The following is a 14,602-nucleotide window of genomic DNA, read 5'->3' on the forward strand; positions in this document are numbered from 1 at the left end:
TTATTGCATAGAATGATTATTTTTGCATGCTATGTTTATCTAAACCGTATTTATCCAATTTATAATAGAAGTTTCGAATGGAAATGCCAAGGGCTTTAGCAGTTTGCGTCTTATTGAAATTATGGGCCCGGAAAGCATCGGCTAATAGTCTTTTTTCATATTCATCTACAGCTTGTTGCAGTGTCTCTCCAAGCCACTGATGACCTGGAATATTCGGACGGGTTGCTGTTAAGGTTTCTTTTGTTAGGTTTGGGATATGTTCAGGGAGTATTACGTCCTCTAAATGATCCATATATATCATGGCACGTCCAATGATATTTTCGAGCTCTCTTACATTTCCGGGCCAATGATACTCTATTAATTTTTGGAAAGCCTGCTTGTCTATAGAAGTTACATGCCTGCCATAATCTTCATTCAGTTTTTGAATCAGGTGCTCAGCCAAGAGTTTTAAATCTTCTATCCTCTCTCTTAAAGGTGGGATATAAATCGGAAGACGGTTTAAGCGATAGTAAAGATCTTCTCGAAAAGATTTATTCATAATCGCTTTTTCCAAATTCATATTCGTAGCAGCAATTACTCGGACATCTATGTGTACTGGTTTAGTGCCTCCTACTCTTAGAATTTCTTTCTCTTGTAAAACCCTAAGCAGCTTCGCCTGCATGGGCAAGGTTAATTCTCCAATTTCATCTAAAAAGATGCTGCCAGAGTTGGCTTCTTCAAAAAGCCCTTTCTTACCCCCGCGCTTAGCACCGGAAAAAGCTCCATCTTCATAACCAAACAGTTCACTCTCTAATAAGCTTTCAGCTATAGAAGCGCAATTCACTCGAATAAACTTATTATGGCGCCGCTCACTCTCATTATGAATGGCATGAGCAAAAAGTTCTTTACCAGTCCCAGATTCCCCTCTCAGCAATACGGTTGCTGGAGTTCTCGCTCCTACTTTTGCTTGTTCCAGTGCAAGCGTCATTTCTGAAGAATTACCAATAATGTCATCAAAAGTATACTTTGCTTCAAGACTCCTAATAATCTGGCGTGCTCTTCTGAGTTCACTGGTTAAGGACTGTATTTCTGTCACATCATGCAACACGCCGACACTGCCTTTTAATTTTCCATCTACAATGACCGGGGCTACATTTACTAATACATCCTTTTTATGAGGACCAACCTTCATCCTCACCCCCCGAACTGGACGCCGGGTTTTCAGGACTTTCATATGCATACTTTCCCCTTCATATATGTCCACTGTGGCTGGCTTACCCACAATTTCATCCTCTGATAACCCTGTAATTCTAGAGTAAGCAGGATTAACCATTAAACCGCTTCCATTTTCATCCACAACCGAAATTGCTTCATCGGAAGATTGTATAATAGCTTCAAGCATCGTTTTTACTTCTTTTAAATCGGTAATTTCTTCTGCCAGATCTACTACTTCTGTGATGTCCTGAAAAACGGCATACGCCCCTATAACTTTCCCGCGAGCGCCGATCATTGGAATCCTTGTCGTAATAACTTTTTTTCCATTTTCGAGGATTAGTTTCTGGTTCACTTCTTTTTCCCTGGATTTTAAGAGCTGGGGAAGTCTTGAAGCCGGAATCACTCGCTGGATGGAGTTTCCGATAATGGAGTTTTTATCCATACCTAAAATTTCTTCCGCACTTCGATTTACAAAAGTGACGTTGGCATCAGGCGCAATTACGATCATACCATCGTGAATGCTATTTAATATTAGATGCTGGTTCTCCGTCTGGCGTTTCAATTCCTGGACGAGGGCTTCTTTTTCTTCGAGAAGCTCTGACGTAATATAAGCTACGGATCCTGGAATAACGACTGTTTTCTGATTTCTACGGGCTCTGATCTCTTCAAAAACCGCGTCATCTCCTGTAGCTTCAATAACTATATCGATATCTTTATGTATAAAATCCTGCCAGTGAGCACCTGTTGGTATATGAATGGTCTCTGCTAACCTAAGACCGCCAGCATCTTTGTTAATATCTGTCACCGCTACAATTTTCATTCGATCTGTTTCATTCAGCAGTTTTAACAGGGCTGTTCCACCTTTGCCTGCTCCGACAATCAATACACGTTTCATCATTATCACACCCTGCAATAATTTGCGCATCTTTATCCTACCCTATTATGCACTTTTTAGCAAGCGGGATTGTATTCCCACATCATTCTCCATTTGATATACTAGATAATGATTGTTAGAAAAGGAGATACTAATTATGCGCATAATTGCTTTATTGTTATTAGCTACTCCCGGAATCATTGCGGTTTATGGCATAAAATTAATGCGGGATGCATTATTTGGTGAATTTCACCCTATATTTTTTCACATAGCTTTACAAGGAGCTGCCGGCTTGCTTTTTTTCTTGGGAGGACTTGCCTTTATTGGTGGATTTATTCTTCATCGTGATAGAAAAAGAAACCTCACTAAAGGTCGCTTTGACCAAAATCGTAGTTCGAAATGAAGGAGTTTTGCTCTGTGACAGAGTTTGAGTTATTTAAGAATCAATACCCTTTTGATTTGTTAACAGAAGAGGAATTTGAAGACGTATTCGGAAAAGCTGTAGTGAAAGAGTACAGTACGAATGAATTTATTATTCATGAAGACCAATCGGATAATTCAATTGACATCCATTTCCTTACCTCTGGTCTAGCGAATAATATTATGCACCGTTCCAATGGAAAGCAGTTATCTGTTCGCTTTTATTATCCTGGGGATTTAATTGGGGTCATGATTCTCTTAACCAGCGGTGAAATGAGATTTTCTGTACAGGCATTGGAACCTGTGAAAACCATTTGTTTTGAGCGAGAATCCTTTTTGAAAGTAATGTCTAATAACACACAATTTTCAAAAGTCGTCATGGACGGAATCAGTAACTTAATGAAGAGTCTCTATGATGAAGTTAAATACAAGAGTTCCACAACGGATGATCAGGATGACCGTGATCTCTATAAAAAGCGTGCTGATGCCTATATGGAGCCCCCAACATTCATACATCCTGAATCTTCCATTGAAAAGGCTGCGAGAATGTTACAACAACAGAAAATAGAAGCTTTAATTGTAAGTGATGACCAGAAAACGATGCTAGGGATGATTGGTTACGGAGAAATCCTTCGTGCTTATTTTGAAAACGACCATAATAATCCTGTGAAAGCTTATATGACTCAGGAAGCCTACGAAATTAATGAACAAGAGTTCATTTATGATGCTCTCAGTTACTTGAAACATCACCCAACTGAAATTATTCCAGTTCTTCATAAAGATAAGATTGTAGGAATTCTTCGCCAATCTTCTTTCTTTACGATCAAGAATTCAGTGTACTTTGACCTTACTTATCGAATTTCAAATGCTTCGACGATTCAGGAAATCATTGAACTTTCTCCAACCTATAACCAAAGATTTCAGAAATTCATCGCCAGCCTTATTCAGGATAATATGTTTGCGTATGATATCGCTGAGCTTATGACTAACTATAATGATCGTATCCATAAACAGGTGGTACAAATTGCCGAAGATGAAATGATTGCGGAAGGCCATGGGGCCCCTCCCATCAACTACTGCTTTTTGGTCATGGGAAGTGAAGGACGGAAAGAACAGGCATTCTCCACTGATCAGGACAACGGAATGATTTTAGCGGATTACGAACATTCGAAGCACAAAACAAAAATCAAAGCTTACTTTGAGCGTTTTACTACAAAGATTAATTATATGTTAAACGAATGTGGATTCCCATACTGTAATGGTGGAATCATGGCAAAAGAAGAAAAATGGCGCAAGCAGATGACAGAATGGCATACAAATGTAGACACCTGGATAGAAAAAATGGATGCAGAAGAAATTCGTGACTTTACTATATTCATGGATTTCCGGCCAATATTCGGGGATTATTCACTGGCTTACGAATTAAAAAAATATGTTACCAAAAGAGTTCAGAAATCATTAAGTCTTCATCAGCTTTTAATGAAAGACACCCTTAGATTCAGGGTCCCGGTCCAGCCGTTTGGACGTATTTCAGGTGTAGGAAAAAAGAGGACTCTTAACTTGAAAAAGTCAGCTATTATGCAGATTGTTAATGCTGTCAGAATCTATAGCATGAAATACGGCATTGAAAACATTAATACCGTGAGCCGGCTGAACGCATTAGCTGACCATGAACGCTTCCACCCTAGAGATGTCGAAAATGCTAAAACAGCTCTGCACCGTCTAATGCTGTTTCGATTAAAAGAAAATCTGAAACAGCTGGAAAATAATGAAGTTCTGTCCAATGATCTAAAACTAACCCAAATGAACAAAGAGGAGCGTCGTTCTCTGCGGGAAGCACTGATTATTGCCAAGCGACTTCAGCAGGTACTTGAATTGAGTTACAACCGGAATAGGGTGATGTAATGCTGCCCGTAGACCTACAGATTATAAAATATATTCTTTTCGAAAAACCCATTTACTATTATAAGATTAAACCTTATTTAAAGTGGAAAAGTTATGAGCACCTTCAACATAAGCTCCAAACTTACGAACCCGATTTCGAAATTGCCAAAAAAAATCTTAATGAAGTTGACTATACTATTTTCGATCTCGAAACCACTGGTTTCCTTCCAGAGATTGGTCACGAAATCATTTCTATTGGCGCTGTCAGGATTCATGGCCTGGATTCATGTTATCGGAAAAAGCTCCACCAGGTCATACGTCCTATTAGACCTGTGAACAAGCAGACTTTGAGGTTAACAGGCCTCACGAAAGAACGTCTTAAAAATTCAAGCCCTTTCATAGAAGGTTTCCAAAATTTTCTGGATTTTAGTGAAGGATCCATTTTGGTCGCTCACCCCGCCAAATTTGATATGAGGTTCCTGCAAGCCATGTTAAAAAGATGGAAGCTGCCAGCCTATCATCCAAAGGTTCTTGATTCCCATCTAATGGCAAAATGGTTATTCCCTGACATTAAACATCAGCTTGATCCGCTGCTCAAACACCTCGGTATTGAAAAGCGTGAACGTCATCATGCCTTGAACGATGCCATAATGACCTCTGAATTATTCTGTCACCTTATGCGCTTAACCATAGCCGAGGGAATAAATACAGCTGAAGAATTACAGAACCAATTGCAAAAAAAATAAAACGAAGCTGCTTCATAAGCAGCTTCGTTTTATTAATTATTCAAAAAAATTCTTATAAAGAGCTTGCACAGCGGCTGTAAGCGATTCAGATTTCACACCGAACATCATGGAAACTTCAGAGGAACCCTGGTTAATCATCTCTATATTAACTCCGGCATCCTTGAATGCGGTGGCTGCCTGGCTGGCTAATCCTACAGCCTGGTTCATACCTTCCCCAACTATCATAATCATGGCCATATCTCTCTCAATAAGAACCATATCAACATCCAATTCCTCTTTAATCCGCTTAACCACCACTTCTTCCTTCTCTTTAGGAAGCTGATAATCCCTGAGGATCACCGACATATCGTCTATTCCAGAAGGGGCATGCTCAAATGATACCTCTTCATCTTCTAATATCTGAAGCAGGCGGCGTCCGAATCCAATCTCTCTATTCATAAGAAATTTGCTTACATAGATATTTAAGAAACCGTGATCGCTCGCAATCCCTACTACATGCCCTTCCCGATCCGGCTGTTCAGCTACGATCATCGTTCCTGGAGCTTCAGGATTGTTCGTATTCTTTATGCAAACAGGTATCTTTTCTCTGAATGCAGGGATAAGAGCTTCATCATGAAATACAGAGAACCCTGCGTATGATAATTCACGCATTTCCCTATAAGTAAGGGAAGTCAACTGTTTTGGCTGGTCTACAATGTTTGGGTTCACACAATAAACAGAGTCAACATCTGTAAAATTTTCATAAAGATCAGCTTTTACCCCGGCAGCTACAATGGCGCCTGTTATATCTGATCCTCCGCGGGAAAATGTAACTAGCTGACCATTTGGAGTAAAACCGAAAAAACCTGGAATGACTAAAATTCCATCACGTTCTCTTAGTTGATAAAGTCTTTCAAAACTCTCTTCATGTACTAATGCGCCACCTAATTGATTTCGAACGATTATACCTGCATCCTTGGGATTAACATAAGATGCTTTTTGTTTCCTCGACGTTAGATAGGCACTTATTACTAACGCTGAACCATCTTCTCCGCATGATTTCAAAGCGTCCATCCCATAAGGCACACCTTCTATAATTAAGTTCATGGCTTCATCAATCTTAGATTGGACTGCGATAAAAACTTCTTCACGCAGTCCGAGTTCGCTAACATTACTTCGAAACCGATTTAGCACCTGGTCATAAACGTTTCTGTCAAAAGAAGAACCATGTATAGAATTCCCAAGTTTAATGAGAAGATCAGTTACTTTCTCGTCTCCAGAAAATCTTTTACCTGGAGCCGAAACCACAATGACACTCCTTTCATTATCTGCTTCTATAATATCCGTAATTTTTTTAATTTGATCTGCATTAGATACGGAACTTCCACCAAATTTTACTACTTTCATATGTAAACACCCCATCAATTCACAAAGTTACTAATAATTAAGAATTGTATCACAAATCAGTTATGAAAATGAACCGAAATGGTTTAAAAACATAAGTTACTATTTATATTTTTAAAATGGAAGCAAATCCCATAGAAAATGATGTATAATAAGTGAAGGTTTATTTACTTGTTACTTTTTGGAGAAGGAGGTCAGAATTTGATGGTATATAGAAGGGATGGTTTTGGTGGATCAAGATTTTACCCTGAAGACGGTGAAATTGAGATATTATGTACATTTGTTGAGACAGGGCACCGCTATGTAATTCTTCAATATTTAGAGTTGCCTTTCAGTTATCGACTAATAAAAAGACACGGGATTCATCTGCTGGATGATAAAGCTCATCTTTCCCTGATTCCCTATCTAAATGCCATAGATCAAGGGGTATACGATAATCCTATCCTTGCTCATGATATACATAAGCTTATGACTTGAATAATATAAACACCGATCTCTCGCTAAAACCTACCTATATGTAACGGCTAAAAATAATAAACAGGCAAATAAATAAAACCTTCTATTATCGGATGGGCGAGAAATCACCCGATAATAGAAGGTTCAAAGTGGCATTATTTAGTTCCAGACTTTAATTTATGTTTTTCGTTACGAAGCCTTATGCTCTAAACGCAGACGATCAGCAACCATGGCGATGAATTCACTGTTTGTCGGTTTGGCCTTAGTATTCGAGATGGTGTAGCCGAATAAAGAAGATATAGCATCGATATTTCCACGATTCCAAGCAACTTCGATCGCATGACGAATGGCACGCTCGACCCTTGAGGCTGTAGTATTGTATTTAGTAGCAATGTCGGGATAGAGGACTTTTGTAATGGATCCAAGGAGTTCTAGATCACGATAAACCATCGTAATGGCTTCTCTTAAATATTGATAACCTTTGATATGAGCTGGGACGCCAACTTCATGAATTATGTGAGTAATGCTTGTATCCAGATCAGGCTTTTTAGACTTGGTTGAGGTATAACTGCTGCCAAGAGCACGATTTATTGGATCCCCCGCATGCTTGATTTGTCTAACTTGTTCAGCAAGATGATCCAGATCAAAAGGTTTCATCATAAAATAAGCAGCACCTAGTTCTACAGCTTTTTTAGTTACTTCTTCCTGACCAAAAGCCGTGAGCATAATAACTTCTGGCTGTTTATCAAATTCTTTCAGCTTTCCAAGGACAGCCAGTCCATCTAAGTGAGGCATAATAATATCCAGGATCAACACGTCAGGCTTCTTTTCTTCTACCATTTGGAGACAATCTTTACCATTGTAGCTAGCATCGATTACATCGATATCATTTGTGTCTTCAAAATATTCCTGAAGAAGTTTGACTAACTCCCTATTATCATCCGCTAAACATACTTTTATTTTTTCCATTTACCTTCCTCCTTACAAAATTATCCCTCTTCTTGCTTGAATACATATATTCGACATAGAGGAAATCTATCCCTTTTCATTATAACAAATAATATTCAAAATTGGATGATATCTTCAAAATGCTTAAAAATACTTATAAAATCGCAATAATTCGACATGACCTAAATGTTAATGTCGTTTTTTGTCAAAAAGAAAAAGGGCTCCTAGGAGCACCTTTTTTAACTTGCTTTTTGCTGTTCTTCATATATTTCAATACCGGCTTCTTGAAGCATCCACTCAATATGAACTCCATATCCGCTAGTAGGATCATTAACGAACACATGAGTAACTGCACCAATAATTTTTCCATTTTGTATAATAGGACTTCCACTCATTCCCTGTACAATACCCCCGGTTTTATCCAACAATTTAGGGTCGGTTATTTTTACAATCATACCTTTTGTTACAGGGCTTTTCTTAGGCATATTGCTGACAATTTCTACATCAAATGTCTGCATTTTGTCTCCATCCAAGACCGTAAGGATTTTTGCAGGTCCTTCCTTTACCTGGTCAGCATATCCGACTGGCAGACCATTTGGATATGCATTGTTATCAATCGAGCCATCTAATTCTCCAAAGATTCCGAAAGGTGTATTTTTAGTGATCGTACCTAAGCGGTCATCCTTTAAGGAAAATTCAGCTCGTTTTTCACCTGGAACCCCCTGACTTCCTTTTTCAATTGAAGTTACGTGGGAGCGTACAATGGTTCCTTCATGAATTTCAATAGGCTTTTTCGTATCCATATCCGAAATGACATGGCCTAAAGCTCCATATTTTTTACTATCAGGATGGTAAAATGTCATCGTTCCAATTCCAGCTGCAGAATCACGGATATATAATCCGATCTGATATTCGTTTTCCTGTTTGTTAAACGATGGATTTAATGTCGTTGTTAAAATCTCTTTATTTCTTTTTAACGTAAATTTTATGGCTTTTCCATCATTCCCTGCATCTTTTACCAGGGAGGATAGATCCTCCATACTATTGAGTTCCTCACCATTTCCTTTTAACAAAATATCCCCGACTTGAACACGGGCGTCTTCCCCTGGAGATGTTTTCTCATCCGCTTCTCCCGTTACAAGATGGTGTCCTACAACCAGGACTCCTTTTGTGTGTAATTCTACGCCTACCGATTGTCCACCAGGAATTAATCGGATATCCTTCATTTTTTTAATGTCCGTTTTCTTCAAAGGTACGCCGGCAAATTCATGAAAAACCTGGCTATCATTTGTAGATGAAAATGCTGTCCAGGCTTCGTTAGGATGACTTGAAACCGGTGCTGCCTCCATTTCAGCAGAAGTACTCACTTTTACTTCTGTTGGAATAGCAAGATATTTCTGAAGGGGGCTGAATAAAGGTAATATAAGCATCAACAGCAGGAGAACAGAACCACATATATGTTTACTTTTCAACTTATGATTCAAGGGTTCAACACTCCTTATTACTCCAGTACCAATCTTTCTTGGCTTACTTATAATGTGGTCTTCAAGGCCACTTTTTAAACCAGTATAAACTGAGTAAATATAGTACTGATTCCCTTGGCATGAAACATTCACCATAGTATAAATTAAAAACATCTGGCTAAACCTAATTTAGTGAATTAAAAAAAACGTATGGATTCATCCATACGTTTTAATTTCCCCAATACACGTTCATATCATTTATTTAATTTATGTTTATGTGCCATCTCTAACAATTCTCTTGCATGTTCAAGAGTTGTCTCAGTCAATTCAGCTCCTGTAATCATGCGGGATAATTCATCAGCTTTTTCCTGATGAGACAATTCCGACACCCCTGTGTAAGTACGATCATTATCTACTCGTTTTTCAATTCTTACGTGAGTATCTGCCATCGCAGCCACTTGAGGTAAATGAGAAATACAAAGCACCTGAGAGCCTTCTGATATCCCGTAGATTTTTTCTGCTATAGCTTGAGCCACGCGGCCGCTAACACCTGTATCTACTTCATCAAAAATAACGCTAGTTACTCCTTGATGTCTTGAGAATATACGTTTGAGAGCTAACATAATTCGAGACATTTCCCCTCCGGAAGCTACTTTATGTATTTCTCTTAGAGGTTCACCTGGATTCGTTGTTATTAAAAATTTAACATGATCAAAACCGTTAGAATGCAAACGGACTGGTTTACCATCCAGGACAGGATCAGATTGTTTTCCTTCTTTTATAGAAATATCAACATCAAAAGCAGCTTTTTCCAAATATAAGTCCTTTAGTTCATCATGAATATAACCAGCTAACAATTCTGAATCACGCTTCCGAATATCATGAAGATCCTTCGCTTCTAATACCGCATCCTGCCCAAGTTCATCAATTTGACCTTCCATGTTCGCAAGTCGTGAATCTTTATTTTTAATTTCGTCTATCTCTTCTTCTATTCTGGATGCATATTCCAGCATCTCCTCTACGTCTGCTCCATACTTTTTCTTTAATCGATTCAACTCATTCAGTCTGGATTCAATTTGATTTAACCGTTCTGGATCAAATTCGAGGTTTTCCATTTGTGAACTTAACTGAAAAGTCAATTCCTCGATTAAATAATATGAATTGGAAAGCTCTTCTGACATTTTAGCCAGACTGTCATCAAAATCACCTGTGCTCTCCAACGAAGTCATTGCATGACTTAACCAATCCAGACCTTTTTGTTCTCCATACAAAGAGTAGTAAGCATCATGAATTCCCTGATAAATCTTTTCATAATTATTTAATTTAGTACGTTCTTCGCTCAACTCCTCGTCTTCTTTCGGTTGAAGTTCCGCTTCTTGAAGTTCACGTAGCTGAAACTCCAAAAGATCAAGTCGCTGAGCCATTTCTTGTTCATTTTCACTTAATTCTTTATATCGATTCACCAACGTACGATATTTCTCATAAACCTGCCGGTACTCCTTCATAGAAGACTGTAATTCTGAGGAGGCAAATAAATCCAGAAGTTCAATGTGTCTCTCCGGATCCATTAGCGATTGCGTCTCATGTTGACTATGGATATCAATCAAAGCCCGGCCAAACTCTTTTAGTATCCCAAGAGTTACTAATTTACCGTTAACCCGGCAAATACTTTTCCCTTGATGGGTAATTGCGCGATTAAGCACCACCATTCCATCCTCACTAATATCTACACCGAATTGTTCAGTTTTACTATGAATAGGATGATTCGGTTCAACGGTAAATAAGCCTTCAATTTCGGCTTTTTTTGCTCCATGACGAACAAATTCCACAGAGCCTCTTCCACCGGATAACAATTGTATGGCATCAATGATAATCGACTTACCAGCTCCTGTTTCACCTGTTAATACTGTCAAACCTTCTTTAAAAGTGATTGAAATATGATCGATGATTGCAAAGTCACGAATTGATAGTTCAGTTAGCATGAAACGCTCCACCTCAGTTATAGCATATTTAGCAATTGTTCACTTATTGTTTCAGTCTGGTGCTCACTTCGGCAAATGATTAAACAAGTATCATCTCCGCAAATTGTACCCATTATTTCTTCCCACTCTAAATTATCTACAAGTGCTCCTACAGCATTGGCATTACCAGGGAGGGTTTTTAAAATGATAAAGTGGCCAGCTCGATCGATACTAACAAAAGCATCCATCATTAATCGCTTAAGCTTTTCAAACGGGTTAAAACGTTGATCGGCCGGGAGGCTGTATTTGTAACGCCCATCCATCATAGGTACTTTCACAAGGTGGAGTTCCTTAATATCTCGGGAAACTGTAGCCTGTGTTACGTTATATCCCATACCCTTTAAACGATCAACCAGTTCATCTTGTGTTTCAATATCATCATTAGTAATCAACTCGCGTATTTTTATGTGACGCTGTCCCTTGTTCATGGTAATCCTCCGTTTCAAAAACCATCCAAAGTAAAAGGGCTGTTAAAGCCCTTCCAACCTGTTTATCCATTGTGCGCTTCATGTGCTGTTTTAACAACATCATCCACCTTAGCCGGGCTTAGTTCCGTTTTGGCCCCATCCAGACATAGGTGTACTAAAAATTCTATGTTTCCATCTCCCCCTGTTATAGGAGAAAAGGTTAATCCTTTTGCAGAAAATCCATGCTGTTTAGCGAATCCTAGAATGTTATAAATAACATCCGTATGAATTTTCGCATCTCTTACAATCCCTTTCTTACCTACCTGTTCCCGCCCTGCTTCAAATTGAGGTTTTATGAGTGCGGCTACATCGCCGCCACGAGTCAAAAGCTTGGCAAGCACGGGAAGAATAATACGCAAAGAAATAAACGACACATCGATAGACGCAAATTCAGGTGGTCCATAAGCTAAGTCTTCCAGTGTTACATAACGAAAGTTTGTCCGTTCCATCACAACAACTTGAGGGTGATTTCTCAACCCCCAGTCCAGCTGGTTATAACCCACATCTATGGCATAACTCAACCTAACCCCGTTTTTTAGACCGCAGTCAGTGAAACCACCAGTAGATGATCCAATGTCGATCATTATTTTATCTTTTACCTGAATATCAAATTCTTTTAGAGCTTTTTCAAGTTTAAGCCCTCCTCTGCTCACATAAGGAATAGCTTTTCCTTTAACAGTGATAGGAAGGTTCTCATCTACTTTTACTCCAGGTTTATCCAATCGTTCTTGTTCAGAAAAAACCAGTCCAGCCATTATGGTGCGCTTAGCTTTTTCTCTGGTTTCAATATATCCTTTTTCCACTAATAAAACATCTAAACGAATTTTTCTTCCCATTAATTAAGCCCTCTGCTGTTTAGTTGGAATCATTTCTTTTAGATTCTCTATAATTTTTTCCTCTGTTAAGCCAATCTCTGCCCACAACTCCGGTACACTTCCGTGCTCTATAAAACGGTCAGGAACTCCCATGCGTTTTATCCATTGAGACCTGTATCCTTCTTCTGCTGCAAATTCCAGGACACTGGAGCCAAATCCGCCTTGAAGAACCGCTTCTTCAATAGTTAGTACTGGGATGTCTTTCTTCATGAGATCATGAAGCATGGAATTATCCAGTGGTTTCATAAACCTTGCATTCACGACACAAATAGATATCCCTTCTTCTTCAAGCTTTTTACTCGCTTCTAAAGCCATTTTAATAGTAGTTCCAAAGGTAAGAATAACTCCATCTTTACCATCTTTAAGAATTTCCCAGCTTCCAATCGGAATGGTGTGGAGTTCTTCATCAGTATCCACCCCTTCCGCATTGCCTCGCGGATAACGTATAGCAATAGGACCATCATCATATTTTACAGCCGTATGCACTAGGTGCTGAGCTTCATTTTCGTCTTTAGGCATGGAAATAACCATATTGGGTACAGATCGAAGGAAAGATATATCAAACACACCCTGATGAGTTTCACCATCGGCTCCAACAAGTCCGGCACGATCAATACCAAATATCACATTGAGGTTTTGTCTGGCCACATCATGTATAACTTGATCATAACCTCTTTGCAGGAAGGTTGAATAAATAGCCAGAAAAGGTTTCATACCCTGAGTAGCCAAACCTGCCGATAATGTAGTAGCGTGCTGTTCTGCAATACCTACATCATATAAGCGGTCAGGGAATTCTTCACCGAATTTTTCAAGCTTAGATCCAAGAATCATAGCAGGGGTTACAGCGACAACACGGTCATCGGTACGCGCTTCCCTCCGCAATGTTTCACTGATTACAGAACTCCAGGCAGGAGGAGCAGAAGATGGCTTAATCTTTTCTCCAGATTCGATCTTATAAGGGCCTACTCCATGCCATTTATCTTTCACATCACTTTCAGCAGGGTGGTATCCTTTCCCTTTTTGAGTCATTACATGAACAATAACTGGACCCTCAGTTTTTTTCGCATAGTTTAAGTTTTCCAGCAAATCTTCGAAATCATGTCCATCTACTGGCCCGTAATAAGTGAAGCCAAGCTCTTCAAAGAACATCCCGGGGACCACGAAATATTTCATACTATCTTTAAGACGCTCAGCGGCTTGAGCAATCCTTCCCCCTACTGCAGGGATTTTCTTCAGCAGCCATTCTAAATCATCTTTTGCACGGTTATACTTACCTGCACTTCTCATACGCCCTAGAGCTCCATGAAGAGCTCCAACATTTTTTGCTATGGACATTTCATTGTCATTTAGGATAACGGTTACACTCTTTTTCTCATGACCAATATGGTTCAAAGCTTCAAGTGCCATACCTCCCGTTAACGCACCGTCTCCGATTACTGGAAGAATGGAATGGTTCTCATTCTTTAAATCACGTGCGATCGCCATACCCATTGCGGCAGATAACGAGGTAGAACTGTGTCCTGTTTCCCAAATATCATGTTCACTTTCAATTCTTTTTGGAAAACCACATAGCCCTCTGTACTTGCGTAATGTACTGAATTGGTTTCCACGTCCTGTAAGGATTTTATGAATGTAAGACTGATGACCTACATCCCACAGTAACCGATCCTGCGGGCTTGTATAAACTTTATGCAGAGCGAGAGTGAGCTCCACTACCCCCAAGTTAGCACCTAAATGACCACCGGTAGCAGCAAGATTGCCGATTAAAAACTGCCTCATATCCTCTGCCAGTTCTTCTAGTTGTTTTGTATTCATTTCCTTCAGGAGTGAAGGATTATCAATTTTACTCAGATCCATTAATGGACCCCCTT

At 39.2% G+C, this 14,602-nt stretch carries 12 protein-coding genes; 4 read left to right on the forward strand and 8 right to left on the reverse strand.

Features of this window, described 5'->3' with window-relative positions; genetic code table 11:
* Positions 1–16: 16 nt before the first annotated feature.
* On the reverse strand, positions 17–2,089 hold the full coding sequence (locus LCM11_RS02720) for a sigma 54-interacting transcriptional regulator (RefSeq protein WP_224892733.1): 2,073 nt from the start codon (positions 2,087–2,089) through the stop codon (positions 17–19).
* A gap of 136 nt (positions 2,090–2,225) precedes the next feature.
* Here LCM11_RS02720 and LCM11_RS02725 point away from each other — a divergent pair, with 136 nt between their 5' ends.
* The 3 genes from LCM11_RS02725 to LCM11_RS02735 are packed head-to-tail and all read left to right on the forward strand — an operon-like array spanning position 2,226 to position 5,118.
* A complete protein-coding gene (locus LCM11_RS02725) occupies positions 2,226–2,471 on the forward strand; it encodes a DUF2627 domain-containing protein (RefSeq protein WP_014643695.1) in 246 nt (81 codons plus the stop codon).
* Between the two features lie 14 nt (positions 2,472–2,485).
* Entirely contained in the window at positions 2,486–4,393 is a 1,908-nt protein-coding gene (locus LCM11_RS02730) for a DUF294 nucleotidyltransferase-like domain-containing protein (RefSeq protein ID WP_224892734.1), read from the forward strand.
* Entirely contained in the window at positions 4,393–5,118 is a 726-nt protein-coding gene (locus tag LCM11_RS02735) for a PolC-type DNA polymerase III (RefSeq protein ID WP_224892735.1), read from the forward strand. Before LCM11_RS02730 ends, LCM11_RS02735 begins: the two co-directional genes overlap by 1 nt.
* 36 nt (positions 5,119–5,154) lie before the next feature.
* Here LCM11_RS02735 and LCM11_RS02740 read toward each other — a convergent pair whose 3' ends face one another.
* Entirely contained in the window at positions 5,155–6,504 is a 1,350-nt protein-coding gene (locus tag LCM11_RS02740; RefSeq protein WP_224892736.1) for an aspartate kinase, read from the reverse strand.
* A gap of 198 nt (positions 6,505–6,702) precedes the next feature.
* Here LCM11_RS02740 and LCM11_RS02745 point away from each other — a divergent pair, with 198 nt between their 5' ends.
* A complete protein-coding gene (locus tag LCM11_RS02745) occupies positions 6,703–6,978 on the forward strand; it encodes a hypothetical protein (protein WP_224892737.1) in 276 nt (91 codons plus the stop codon).
* A gap of 168 nt (positions 6,979–7,146) precedes the next feature.
* On the opposite strand, the gene spo0A is transcribed toward LCM11_RS02745, so the two are convergent.
* From spo0A to dxs, 6 genes are all read right to left on the reverse strand, one after another.
* Entirely contained in the window at positions 7,147–7,926 is a 780-nt protein-coding gene (spo0A, locus tag LCM11_RS02750; RefSeq protein WP_224892738.1) for a sporulation transcription factor Spo0A, read from the reverse strand.
* A 218-nt stretch (positions 7,927–8,144) separates the two neighbouring features.
* Complete coding sequence (gene spoIVB, locus LCM11_RS02755; protein ID WP_224892739.1) at positions 8,145–9,389, reverse strand: SpoIVB peptidase; 1,245 nt, start codon at positions 9,387–9,389, stop codon at positions 8,145–8,147.
* 233 nt (positions 9,390–9,622) lie between these two features.
* Positions 9,623–11,350: a DNA repair protein RecN gene (gene recN / locus LCM11_RS02760; RefSeq protein ID WP_224892740.1), complete on the reverse strand. Its 1,728-nt coding sequence runs from the start codon at positions 11,348–11,350 to the stop codon at positions 9,623–9,625.
* Between the two features lie 17 nt (positions 11,351–11,367).
* Positions 11,368–11,817, reverse strand: coding sequence for a transcriptional regulator AhrC/ArgR (ahrC, locus tag LCM11_RS02765; protein WP_014643702.1), 450 nt, complete (start codon positions 11,815–11,817; stop codon positions 11,368–11,370).
* A gap of 62 nt (positions 11,818–11,879) precedes the next feature.
* Positions 11,880–12,692 (reverse strand): TlyA family RNA methyltransferase, encoded by an 813-nt coding sequence (locus LCM11_RS02770; protein ID WP_224892741.1) that lies wholly within the window; start codon positions 12,690–12,692, stop codon positions 11,880–11,882.
* 3 nt (positions 12,693–12,695) lie between these two features.
* Positions 12,696–14,588, reverse strand: coding sequence for a 1-deoxy-D-xylulose-5-phosphate synthase (gene dxs / locus LCM11_RS02775; protein WP_224892742.1), 1,893 nt, complete (start codon positions 14,586–14,588; stop codon positions 12,696–12,698).
* Between the last annotated feature and the right edge of the window lie 14 nt (positions 14,589–14,602).

This window comes from Halobacillus halophilus, assembly GCF_020171985.1.
Classification (GTDB): Bacteria; Bacillota; Bacilli; order Bacillales; family Halobacillaceae; genus Halobacillus; species Halobacillus halophilus_A.

What these genes read in the sequence shown, in the direction of transcription:
- LCM11_RS02720 (WP_224892733.1), bottom strand. Translation starts at nt 2,089, where the DNA reads ATGAAACGTGTATTGATTGTCGGAGCAGGCAAAGGTGGAACAGCCCTG.
- LCM11_RS02725 (WP_014643695.1), top strand. Translation starts at nt 2,226, where the DNA reads ATGCGCATAATTGCTTTATTGTTATTAGCTACTCCCGGAATCATTGCG.
- LCM11_RS02735 (WP_224892735.1), top strand. Translation starts at nt 4,393, where the DNA reads ATGCTGCCCGTAGACCTACAGATTATAAAATATATTCTTTTCGAAAAA.
- LCM11_RS02740 (WP_224892736.1), bottom strand. Translation starts at nt 6,504, where the DNA reads ATGAAAGTAGTAAAATTTGGTGGAAGTTCCGTATCTAATGCAGATCAA.
- spo0A (WP_224892738.1), bottom strand. Translation starts at nt 7,926, where the DNA reads ATGGAAAAAATAAAAGTATGTTTAGCGGATGATAATAGGGAGTTAGTC.
- recN (WP_224892740.1), bottom strand. Translation starts at nt 11,350, where the DNA reads ATGCTAACTGAACTATCAATTCGTGACTTTGCAATCATCGATCATATT.
- ahrC (WP_014643702.1), bottom strand. Translation starts at nt 11,817, where the DNA reads ATGAACAAGGGACAGCGTCACATAAAAATACGCGAGTTGATTACTAAT.
- LCM11_RS02770 (WP_224892741.1), bottom strand. Translation starts at nt 12,692, where the DNA reads ATGGGAAGAAAAATTCGTTTAGATGTTTTATTAGTGGAAAAAGGATAT.
- dxs (WP_224892742.1), bottom strand. Translation starts at nt 14,588, where the DNA reads ATGGATCTGAGTAAAATTGATAATCCTTCACTCCTGAAGGAAATGAAT.